Here is an 11,561-nt window from a genome sequence, read left to right as displayed (position 1 = left end):
GTGCTTACAGCTGATGTAGTTTTTCACTTAGATACTCCCGACGTTTCACCACATATTCGCGAATTCTTTCCGGTTCACCTGCAAATACATCCATGGGCCATTTCATGTAAGGATCTTTGTTGACATCTTCACGAATCTCATTGTGCAATCGATGGACTAAAGGCATAATTCGCTTCTCTGTAAAAGCATTCATCAGATGCTGCCGCATCAGCTTTTTATATTGTTGACGGAAACTGCGGAATGCCAGCAATCGTCCGGTAAGTCTGTTATACCCCTGAATACGAACAAGATTGGAATCAACTCGTGTTCCATAACAGTTCCTCCCCCAAGTACCCTCATAATCCCAAGGCAGGATGCCATATTTTCCGCTTTTGATTTTCTCATACCATGTGTAATTCTGATGAAATCCATCGAAGTTCCCTGTAAGCACAGCTCCACTTAACCAGCGTAAATAATTGTCTGTATCCACCCTCGACTGTAAAAAACGAAACAATTCCAGCCTGGACTTTGTGTTCAACTGCTGAATAAAGTTACGTAGCCTTGTGCGATCCACATCTTTGCCACGAATTAAGCTGTATCCGGACAATAGATCGGTACTTGTTGAAGAGGAATTCGAATTTATCATAAAACCAGCATGATCATTCACCGCATAGAAGATACTGCGCACAGGGATTTTCCGTTGGCGAAAAAAGAAGGATTTCACCCCTTCGATCCTCAGGTATACACCCAGAAGCTGCCCATTCAGATAGAGTACGCAGTGTTGTGTAGACGGTGCGGGTACACGAATCGACTCAAAAAAACGAAAAGAAAGTGCATTACGCAACAACGAAGGATCATCATACTCCGCATTAAAATGATACGTCCGGCTGGATGTACGAATCTCAAATGATTTTTTGGGATAACCGCGTGTATGTCCTCCACGGTATCGAAGCCGGATCGGAAACGGCTTGCCGTCCATCTGCATCGTGCTGTTCACAAACGTCTCTGACCATATATTGGACGTTAACTGTTGATATTCGGTTGGAGACAAGCTGATATGGTAGACAGGTAGAGCCATTTCCATCCGCCTTTCGAATACCTGTAAGATTCGCCCGTAGGCTCTTACATCATCCTATGCAGATGCACAGAAAGTCGTACGGGCGAATGCACAGTCCTGATACTTATCACATCCAAATTCACTTGTCATAACGCGGAATAACCGAGTTATTAATCTATAAATTTACATCATTTTCATAGATTATAGCCGAAATGGTATAAATATAGTTAACTGGCTAGTCCCTCCAAGAAGCATGTCACATATGCTTAAACTACAGACAGACACGAATGACGAATGGAAGGGATCATAATTACATCCACCATTTCTGTCCATCTGAACTTATATCATGGAAGGGGTCAAACACAATGTCTATGAATGGTCAAGGAATAAGAGGTTTGTTGGGAAGAGAGATTAAGATTAACCGGGGAGGACCTGATTCAATTCAAGGTACACTTACGGACGTACGCTGGGACTACATGGCAATGAACTGCAAAGAAGGGATTGTCTACGTTAATGAATCACATGTCAAAAGCATAACAGATACAGGCCGTTCCGGTGGTAACCGAAATGCAACCATGGGGAATCCTATTCCTTCCAACACGTTTTTGGGCGTTATGCAAGCACTCCGCTTTCGCCATGTTCAGATTAACCGGGGAGGACCTGAAAAAGTGGAAGGCATCCTGGCCGATGCCAACCAGAACCAATTGATCATGACTTTGAAAAATCAGGAGATTGTTCGTATTCCGATGCAACATGTGAAATCCGTATCCCTCGTACGTGGTGGTGGGAACAACAACAACAACAACAACAACAACAACAACAATAGCAGTAATAATAAAAGTCAAGGGAACCAAGCAGCCCAAGGTAATCAGGCGGCTCAAGGCAACCAGTCGCGTGGCAATCGTTCTCAAGGGAACCAAGCAGCTCAAGGCAACCAAGCTCAGGGGAATAAGTCCGGCGGCAATAAATCTCGAAGCAATCAAGGCAATCGTTCTCAGGGGCAACGAGTTCAAGGCAACCAATCTCAAGGCAATAAATCAGGTGGCAACAAGTCGCGTGGCAATCAAGGCAACCAAGGCAGTCAATCCCGTGGTAACAAATCCGGCAATAAAAAGAAGTAAATAAAATAAACTGACAACTTAAGTTATCTACCAGCTTAAAGGGGGGAATTATCATGTTGATCTTCGTCGCATTAGTCTTGATTGGTGTGCCTTTTTACTGGATCGTTGCACCCGGAAGGCCCACTCCATCCCATGAACATCTGCTTCAGGCTTCGTCAGGACTTCTCCCCCTGGGAGGTGAATCACAGTAAATGCCTGACTACCAGTTGTGGTTAACCTTCGGGGTCTTTATCATCACTGTCATTTTCCTGATGTGGCGTCCTGGCGGATTGAATGAATCTATACCCACCTCGCTTGGCGCCCTTCTTCTTATTTTAACTGGAGTGAGCAGCTATGCTCACATAGTTGGAATCTTCGGGATCGTATCTGGTGCAGCCGTAACAATCCTCTCTACCATTGTCATGTCGATTATTTTAGATAGCATCGGTTTTTTTCGCTGGATCGCTTTGAATATGATTGAGAAAGCAAGAGGTTCTGGCTTTCGATTGTTCTGGCTAATTCTATTACTTTGTTTTCTCATGACCATCTTCTTCAACAATGATGGTAGTATTCTGATCACAACTCCGATCATTATTCGAATCTGTTCTATACTTCGTCTGAAAATGCATCAACAGTTACCCTACCTGATCTCCGGTGCTCTAATCGCTACGGCTTCCAGTGCGCCAATCGGACTTAGTAATCTGGCTAATCTGATTGCTTTGCAAATGGTTGGCTTAAATCTGAATACTTATACTCAGATGATGTTTGTGCCATCCATGCTTGCGATCATGGTGATGACTGTACTGCTATTCTATTATTTTCGCAGAAGTATTCCCAAAGTTATTCATCATTTCCCTGTATCCCTGCAGTCTTCATCAGGTTCAGGATATCATCCGCTGCAGACAACTGAACCCGAGAATAAAGTAGACTGGTGGCTGTTCCGTGTCTGTATTGGTATCGTTGTATTTATCCGTGCAGGATATTTTCTAGCTGAGCAAGTCGGTATACGTATGGAGGTAGTTGCAATCACTGGTGTTATTCTCATGCTCGCTGTGCGTTGGTATCGCACCCGGACTGGACTCAAAGATGTGATAACACAAACGCCCTGGCACATTCTACTCTTTGCCTTCAGCATTTATGTTATTGTGGATAGTCTTCACCGAGCAGGCATGACCGCATCGATCATTCAGTGGATGAAACCTATAATAGAAGGAGGAAATGCCAGCATCATTGCTGTGTCGGGGTTAATGCTCACTCTGCTTTCCAATCTATTCAACAATTTGCCCTCCGTCATGATTGGGACCTTTGCTGTTACAGATCTTCCACTAAGTGAATCTCAACTGCATCTTGCGTATCTTGCCAACATTCTGGGAAGTGATATCGGAGCCTTGCTGACGCCTATTGGCACCTTGGCAACGTTAATTTGGATGTATATATTAAAGACCCATCATATTCGAATCTCCTGGAAACAGTATATGAAAGTTACCTTTATTGTGATACCAATAAGTCTAATTGTTAGCCTAATTTCACTATATATTTGGACATCTATTCTCTATTGAGAGGAGGAATACTGTGGAACTTCTTACGCATTGGCTGGGTAAATCCGTCGAATTGGAGCTGTCTGGCTGTAAACTACCGATCCAGGGTGAAATCGTTGATGTAGGTCAGGATCTGATTGTAGTCTATGGAAATCAGCGATTTGTGTATATTCCACTTCATCATGTTCAATCCATGCATGTCAATACGGCAGATGATTCAAGTATAGTTTTGCCAACACCTGACCCCGAGATGGATCACACCAACATCTCTTACCGCAAAATGCTGATGAACGCCCGTGGACGTTTCAGTGAAATCTCCATCGGAGGGAAAACATTGCATGGTTATATTACAAATATTATGAATGACTACTTTATGTTCTACTCTCCGTTATATCATTCTATCTATGTTTCCATTAATCATCTGAAATATATTATTCCTTCCCCTACTAACAGCACACCTTATTCTCTTAGTAAGCAACATTTCCCTATGCAACCTTCGTCCATGTCACTCTCCCGTACACTCGATCAGCAACTTCATAAAATGATAGGTGAACTTGTTGTACTCAACCTCGGTTGCAAACCTTACCGAGCAGGGTTATTGAAAAATGCAGACAGCCACTTGCTTGCGTTGGTAGAAGCGGATGGGACTTCTTTAATTATGCATACCGATCATATCCAAACCATTCATCTCCCTTGAATATCAGAAGAACAAAAAGGTTCATCTGCCTATGGCTGATGAACCTTTTTTTCACCTTTACATCCTACCATCTTCTGCGTCCACGATCACCCCTATTATGATCATTCAACTCACCAAGACGATCGTATGTCTCCTTATATATCCGAATCACGGCCTGAACTTTGATAAAATCAGCATCTTCCGGTCCAAGCCCCTCCATAAACATTCTCTGAATGATCTGTTGGAAGAATTGCACTCTGGCCTCAATCTGTTCTTGCTCAAGCTGTAATATGTCTTCGAAACTGTGGTTCCCTATGTAATCCATCAACTCATCATCAGGACTGGAATAATCTGCGTTTCTCCGATCTGCTACCCATTCATCCGACTCATTGGACTGGAGGTTAACACTGGTACGTAATTGGGATAAGATGATTTTCTCTTTAGCCAACATGACATGAAAATCTTTGTTACGGAGCAGCTCCGATACAATCAGACTGCACATTTCACGGTTTTGGATCAGTATGCCGTCAAAAGGATGCAGCGTCCACTCCCCGTTTGCATAATACAGGTTAAAGTTAAAGAACTCACTGCCATATTTGTATTGAATATTAATCTTGGTCTCATCAATAATCTCAAATGAAAAGTCCAGCATGTTCAGCAAGCTCCTTCGTGTAACCCCAGATTTTAGCTTTATTCTATCAAATAAATGAAACAAAGAGACGCACTCGGCGTCCCTCGTAGAAAATAAAACCATGTAGCAATCTCGATACGATATGCAGCGAGTCCTACCCTAATCCAGGAAAGATCCTAATGCACTGGAATCCGGTTTGTTTTTCTCCGGAATGGCAGCAGCCTTCGGCCCTTCCAGACCCAGTCGATCGCTCATTTTGGCGTTAAGGGTTGTCATCTTGTTGGTATAGTCATTACAGCTCTCGATGATCCGGCGATTGGACTGCTCGGACAGATCCAGTGCAGACATCAGATCACCCATCGCCTGATTGACTGCTTCAAGGGACATCGCAGGTTTGGACAACAGTTCATTTGTTTTCTCTGTTGTTGTCTTCAACAATCTGGCGTTCTCCTTGAATTGATCTTCAATCGTCTTATTCGTAGCTTCCACAGCAGAAATGACCTTCTCCTGATCATTAAGAGCCATCGCAATCATGGCCGAAACGGTGATCAAATTCGCTGTTTTATCAATGGCATTATTAACGGAATCAATCAGCTTGTCATTGTTATCATTAATGATGTCGGTAGCTGCGATTGCCTGATTGTACAGCATGATCATCTCTGTCATGGATTGGGTACGTGTTACCACTTTGCGCAACCCACGCTCCAGATGTGCTTTACGATTCTCGTTCTCAGGCTTGGCAATCTCGGTTTCGAACAATGCTTTCAATTGATTACCAAAAGAGATTTTGGTCTGCAGATTGTAGATCTCCTGAATGGAGGAACGTTTCAATTGGCGCATATTTACGATGCTTTCTTCCAGGTTGTCCTTGCCGTCCCGCAACCCGTTAATGATCGCATCAATGTTCGTGCGAACAGATTGATAACGGTATACATAGTTTTTCAGCGGGCTTTTACGTAACAACTTCCCGACAAAACTCACATTTTTACTCTGCTGCAAACTCTCACATTCATCACGGAGCTTCAGGATCATGGTTGATACCTCTGCCCGGTTCCCGGACATCAATTCATTGACTGGGCGATCAAGCAACTTGAGAGTCTGTCCTGCTCTCTCTTGTGTTTTCACGCCCAACTTGCCAATATCATCCATTAAGGTATCCAGATGAGCCGGATCACTTTGGGACACTTTCTGAATAAGCTGTGTTGCTTCCTGGTTAATCCGTTGCTCATCTTCCTGCTTCAACTGAGCCCATTCCGTTGCCATGCCAATCCCTCCTATAATTCAGAGCTGTTATACCGTTGATGTATTAGTTCCGCTTTGTTCTGGAGCTCCATTAAGTCTTTATGTTCAATCGTTGATACAATATCCGATATCTTGGAATCCACGTCTCGAAGACCATTCAGCAGCATACGCCGATTGTTGCGTTTGGCTTCTCCACTTAAACGTAAAAATGGATTAATAAAACCGTTCAGGTCTTTCAAAATCAGTCTGCGCACCGTATGGTTGATATCTCCGTTATTTAGTTCCTGAAGGGAAGGAATCACACGCTGCAAACGGGCAAACAACGCCAATGATTTCTCCACGATCTCATTATCCAGCTCGTTCTTCTGACCTTCGGAGATGATCATGTCCTCCAGAACTTCCAGGTACTCAATCACCGGATCAAATACAGGATCTGGTTCGGTGCGGGAAGGCTTCGCTTGTTCTGTGCCCGCATGCTGTGCGGGAGTGGAGCTCGGTTGGGGCTCTGCCAGAGAAGCTTCTCGTGCCCCTGTTGGCACTGTGCTCGGTGCTTGTCCACCATTCAAGCGGGATGGTTCATTTCCGATATCTGTAATGGGTACAGGGGCTGATGACGAACCCTGGACCTGTGTACGTGGCGTGGAACGTGAAGGAATCAGTCCCCCGACCACAGTTGCCAGTGCCGGAATTGCCCACGTGATGACATCCGGTAGAAAGGGACTCGAGATCGCCGCGAGACCATAACCGACCAATGCGCCTATACCTATCTTCGTTTTCCGTAACATTACTTGTCCTCCTGCCTTAACAACACATACAGTGCATATTCAAAAAGTCTGATTTTCAGTACCGAGAAGATGGACTTTTTGAATAACCTCTCATCCGTATTGTAAAAAAACCATCCAGAAGGTGTCAATGTTGAGGGAAATTCTCAGCTAGACGTGGTGTACTCCGCTTACCTTCTGAACGTCGATTATAAATGGCTGTTCGATATGACTTCCCAGTATGCCAAACTTCGGATGAAGTGGTCCAATATCATGGCCAAGTGCAGACTTGACCGCCAGATACGGGAAGTTCACGCCCGACAGACAAGACATGTGCAACCCACCCGACATACGTGGATTAATCTCCAGCAGCTTCGGTGTATCCTTGCGATATTTCATCTGTATATTAAAATTATAAGGAATCCGATATACTTCTGCCACATTGCGGGCAATCGCCAGCAATTCCTCGTTTTCTTCGAGCAAGCGCAAACGTCCTCTTTCTTTTCTACGCGGGATAGCCGTTATAAGTTTCCCATTGCGATCCGAAAGACAATCAATGCTGTATTCATATCCTTCCAGTACCTCCATCACCATGACATTTTGAAAGGACGGAGCAGAAGAGAACGCACGCAGGGCATCTTCATACGAAATGGAGTTAAGCGCGTATCCGAACAACTCTTGCAACGGATCACGTTCATTATTAATCACTCGGAATCCCATACCACCCTCACCATTACATGGTTTGAAGCATACATCGTGTCCACGTGCACGTAGCGCCTCATAGGCTTGCTGGAATTGTGCAGCATTACTGACCGTGAAATAATCCGGAATCTCCATAATGCCCTTCTCACGCACCGATTCATAGAAGCGGTCTTTCTCCATCAATTGTTCCAGCAATTCCGTGTCCGAGCATACGATAACCCGTGTACCGATCTCTTCGAACAGGGAGATATGTCTGCTGATGTCCAGCATGTTCCAGCGTGGAATAAACACATCAATCTGATGACGACGGCAAAAGTCGAGGCAAAAATCAACATACTCCCGGCCCGTTAGACGCGGTTCAACTTCTGCAACATCACAGCCCTGTAATGCCATATGTCCAGGATCAGGATGAGTACCGTAGATCTCAAATTCCATACCGTCCTCATTGTCCCGAATCGCATTCATATAATGATACGTTACAGAGAACCAACGGTTGAAGTAAATCTTCATTTTTTTCATTTATACGGTCTCCCTTATCTCGGCATGGTCTATCTGGGTCTGTTGATCGTTATGAATACGGTGAACGTAATCGAGAATCTCATCTGCTGCAAAAGCACCGAATTGTTCCGTAAATTGATACGGTACCTGCTCAGGTACACGCTGTCTCTCCACATGTAACTCTCCGTGAGACGGAGCAATGGCGTAGTGCGCAAAGTCCAGCAAACAACGATCCAGCAAGGAATCACCCGAAGCAATCACAGGCACATCGCCAATGCGTTGCCTAACATGCTCCACTGCAGCTCGTTTGTTCACGGCCGAAGGCACCAGATAGAGCTTCCGCCCCTGAATCGAACTCTCCCATCCCAGCGTCTCTAACACCCGAATCTTTTCCGCAATGTGCTCCATTGGAAGCTTGTCACGTTCGATTAGCAATGCAAAGAACAGCTCATCACACAATCGCTGATTAATTACCCACTCCGGGCTCAGCACATCGTCAAATAAATTCAGGATCTCTTCGGGAGTAGCTGCCTGCTGACGAAGCAAAGAACGAATATGCAGATTCCATTCATCGTCTACCTGACCGTCAACAATGATGTTGCCACCATTACTCGTCACCGCATATTTCGGAATACATTCGCTCTGAAAAATGTGAATGCGCCGATACTGCTCAACTGTACGTGTAGTCACAGGCATGAATACAATGTCTTGTGGCAAAGACTGCAACCGCTCCAGTGCATATGCTGACATAAAAGCGGACAACTTGCCGTTAATCCACTCTGCGGGAACAAGTCCCGGTGTATCTTCGGGAATACGGAGCGCACGACGGGAGTACACCAGCGTCTGGTCCAGATCACTTGCGTAGATCATCATTCTCCTCCACCTCCCAGGGATTGAATAATGCCGCAACAGGAATAGGTTAGTCCCGGATATACCTCAACCGGCACATTTCTGTCTCTGGCGAGCATCATGATATGTTGCAAATCCGGATTATCAAGTCGATCGACAAGAATTTTCCAGGGGACCCGACGCAATAACACCCGGGTTGTTTCTCCGATTCCAGGTTTGATCAGATTAATGTTCGCAATGCCAAAGGATTGCTGGATGGACTCGATATCCTGCCAACCTTTCCAGGTGATTTCCGAAGTACCAGTAGCATTGTCATCCGAGCGAATCTCCGCTTGGTTCATCATCTGCGGAAAATGCTGAGCGATGGTATCCACGTAGTGGGTCGACACATCCGCAGAGGACCATTCACGATACCATTTGGCTCCGTGAAAATCTGCCGGCCCAATCAGATCATCGCGAAGTACTGTACGGCTCACGAGTCCCGATACCGTTGAATTCAGACAAGCGCTAGGAATAAGATAATCTTCCCTTGTCCCAAAAGTTCCTGAACATTGCCCCGGATCAGCCAATACAGCAAGATCATCATCAAGACTTACGCCATAAGTCCGTTCCATTTGGTCACAGGACTCTTTCAGCACTTTGCGAATAGCCCCTTTGCCTGTCCAACCGTCTACAAACTGAATAGCTGTTTCCAGACCATGCTGCTGTAAAATATATAAAATTGCGTTCTCGTCCATACCCTTGCCACGGATAATAGAAATGCTATAATGCGGAATCGTCACTTTGTATTTCAATTCAATATAACGTTTGATCAGGATGCCCACAGGTGTTCCGGCTCGAGCCAGAGATACCAGCACCAGATTCAGTCCCCTACGCTCTACAATCTTCTCAGCCACAATGGCGGTATGACGCGCGATTCTTGCAGCGGATTGTTCCAGCGTCTGATGGAACAGCTCGATGTATTCTGCTGTGGGCTGGTATTCCACGGGCAACATCTCCGAATAATGAACCCCGGATTGGATCGCCTGCTCCCGTTCACCCGTTCCCTTTTCCAGATCCACATGGCTGATATCCTTCAGTAGGAAAACAACGTCCGATGCAGCATAACTGCCCATCGGTTCGGGAGACGGAATCTCACGTTGTCTGATTAGCTCCAGTGTAGTTAAGTTCATTGCTCTTTGTCCCCTGTCTTCTCTGGCAAGCCGCAATATACAATATGAATGTGTCCACACCCCAACTGCCCCAGTACCTTCAACATCGGTTCCATTCGTTCTTTGGACATCTGTCTCTCCAGCAGAACAAAAATCTCATCATATTGTCCCGGAGCGATGTTATAGATAAAGTTACGAACAGATGCGTCTTCCGGTGAGGCATATCCGGCACCACTACGAACAGCATATCCTGGAGCCGGATGTGTATGGATTGGACTGCGGGTAGTGGATTGATACAACACGCCTTCTCCCATCTCGGCAGCAATACGCATCGGAATGTACATGAACTCCCCTGTTCCCATCACCAAAGTCCGTTCTCCCGTACGCTGCGTCCGAAGCCGTTCTGCAATCCGACTAATCTCCTGGCGCAATTCGCCATTATGACGGGATTGCATACCAAACCTTCCCGTATGCTGGACGTAGCTCGCTGTGCTACGTTTACCTTCCCCATCCTCCGAAGTAGCGTGCAGCTGATCGAAGGCATCGGCAACGGTAGTGGTCTGAAGCGTTACGGCAGGATGGGATAGCTGCTCATCTTGCAGTGTTGGTTCCAACTGTGGAGTACCCACCACTTCAATACGGCCCTTCAACAGGCTTAACGGTGTAATAGTAATTCCAAGTTCAGCTTCCAGTTCGGCAAATCGATTCTCGTCCGCTTCCGTACGCCAGTCTAACAGCGAAGCAATCACATATTGCTTCCTAGGATATCTGGCCTGAATATCCCGAATGATATTCAACGTCGTTTTGCCCGTCGTAATCTCGTCGTCCACCAGAACAATCGGGCCCTCTCCTGCAAAGGCTTCATGATCCAACGCATAACAACGATGAGCCATCGCATGGGAATGTTCTTCTTCAAATTGAATATCTGGATGCATCGCTGGAACATATTCGCGAGTGGTGTGAATATAGGAAGCTTGATCAGCAAACATCTCGTACATGCTGTGACCCAGCGCTGTCGCTGTCTCGGCAAAACCAACAAAACGAATCGTTTCCGGTAAACTCAAGCTTTCTTGCAACAGCATGTTGTACACTTGCCGGGCTTGTTGGGGATCAATCAGTCCCTCGACCATTCCCCGTTTCCACTCGGCTACCTGAACTTTCGTCTCTTCCGTCTTTTCAGTCAGGTGCTCATATAACAGAACAGCCAATGCCGCGCCACTCAGAAGCGAGGTATACGGGTTAACCGGGATGTGCTTGCCCAGCAGTTTGCTTACAAACAGAAATGAACGTTTCTTATTGATGCGTGCAGCCATGGAAAATAGAGATTCTAGTGGAAGTTGCAGCGGGTTATGTGTAACCTGAACGTTCAGACTGAAT

12 protein-coding genes are annotated in these 11,561 nt (G+C 45.7%); 4 read left to right on the top strand and 8 right to left on the bottom strand.

The features are described from left to right. Window positions 1–4 precede the first annotated feature (4 nt). Window positions 5–1,057: a CotH kinase family protein gene (locus MHH92_RS05230; protein WP_340902434.1), complete on the bottom strand. Its 1,053-nt coding sequence runs from the start codon at window positions 1,055–1,057 to the stop codon at window positions 5–7. 344 nt (window positions 1,058–1,401) lie between these two features. Here MHH92_RS05230 and MHH92_RS05225 point away from each other — a divergent pair, with 344 nt between their 5' ends. From MHH92_RS05225 to MHH92_RS05210, 4 genes are read left to right on the top strand one after another with little or no spacing between them, the layout of a single operon-like run. Next, on the top strand, window positions 1,402–2,157 hold the full coding sequence (locus MHH92_RS05225; protein ID WP_340902433.1) for a hypothetical protein: 756 nt from the start codon (window positions 1,402–1,404) through the stop codon (window positions 2,155–2,157). A 53-nt stretch (window positions 2,158–2,210) separates the two neighbouring features. Beyond that, window positions 2,211–2,348: a hypothetical protein gene (locus MHH92_RS05220; protein ID WP_161799422.1), complete on the top strand. Its 138-nt coding sequence runs from the start codon at window positions 2,211–2,213 to the stop codon at window positions 2,346–2,348. After that, window positions 2,349–3,695 carry an arsenic transporter gene (locus MHH92_RS05215; protein WP_340902432.1) on the top strand — a complete coding sequence of 449 codons (1,347 nt, stop codon included), beginning with the start codon at window positions 2,349–2,351 and terminating at the stop codon, window positions 3,693–3,695. A 13-nt stretch (window positions 3,696–3,708) separates the two neighbouring features. Beyond that, the gene (locus MHH92_RS05210) at window positions 3,709–4,371 is read left to right on the top strand and encodes a DUF2642 domain-containing protein (RefSeq protein ID WP_340027373.1); all 663 of its coding nucleotides are present in this window, start codon (window positions 3,709–3,711) and stop codon (window positions 4,369–4,371) included. A 64-nt stretch (window positions 4,372–4,435) separates the two neighbouring features. Here MHH92_RS05210 and MHH92_RS05205 read toward each other — a convergent pair whose 3' ends face one another. From MHH92_RS05205 to MHH92_RS05175, 7 genes are all read right to left on the bottom strand, one after another. Continuing rightward, window positions 4,436–5,002, bottom strand: a complete 567-nt coding sequence (locus tag MHH92_RS05205) for a hypothetical protein (RefSeq protein WP_340902430.1) — start codon at window positions 5,000–5,002, stop codon at window positions 4,436–4,438. Between the two features lie 138 nt (window positions 5,003–5,140). Further along, entirely contained in the window at window positions 5,141–6,244 is a 1,104-nt protein-coding gene (locus MHH92_RS05200) for a toxic anion resistance protein (protein ID WP_340902429.1), read from the bottom strand. Window positions 6,245–6,255: 11 nt separating this feature from the next. Beyond that, entirely contained in the window at window positions 6,256–7,008 is a 753-nt protein-coding gene (locus MHH92_RS05195; RefSeq protein WP_340902427.1) for a hypothetical protein, read from the bottom strand. Window positions 7,009–7,155: 147 nt separating this feature from the next. Further along, a complete protein-coding gene (locus MHH92_RS05190) occupies window positions 7,156–8,205 on the bottom strand; it encodes an ATP-grasp domain-containing protein (protein WP_036606276.1) in 1,050 nt (349 codons plus the stop codon). Then, window positions 8,206–9,054 carry a hydrolase gene (locus MHH92_RS05185; protein WP_340907626.1) on the bottom strand — a complete coding sequence of 283 codons (849 nt, stop codon included), beginning with the start codon at window positions 9,052–9,054 and terminating at the stop codon, window positions 8,206–8,208. It lies immediately after the preceding gene. Further along, on the bottom strand, window positions 9,054–10,205 hold the full coding sequence (locus tag MHH92_RS05180) for a cysteine protease StiP family protein (protein WP_340902425.1): 1,152 nt from the start codon (window positions 10,203–10,205) through the stop codon (window positions 9,054–9,056). Before MHH92_RS05180 ends, MHH92_RS05185 begins: the two co-directional genes overlap by 1 nt. Continuing rightward, entirely contained in the window at window positions 10,202–11,497 is a 1,296-nt protein-coding gene (locus tag MHH92_RS05175) for a phosphoribosyltransferase family protein (RefSeq protein ID WP_445744700.1), read from the bottom strand. Before MHH92_RS05175 ends, MHH92_RS05180 begins: the two co-directional genes overlap by 4 nt. Between the last annotated feature and the right edge of the window lie 64 nt (window positions 11,498–11,561).

Source organism: Paenibacillus sp. FSL M7-1414, from assembly GCF_038003195.1.
Taxonomy (GTDB): domain Bacteria; phylum Bacillota; class Bacilli; order Paenibacillales; family Paenibacillaceae; genus Paenibacillus; species Paenibacillus amylolyticus.
The sequence above is the reverse complement of the archived record's forward strand: the minus strand, read 5'-3'. Positions and strand labels throughout refer to the sequence as shown.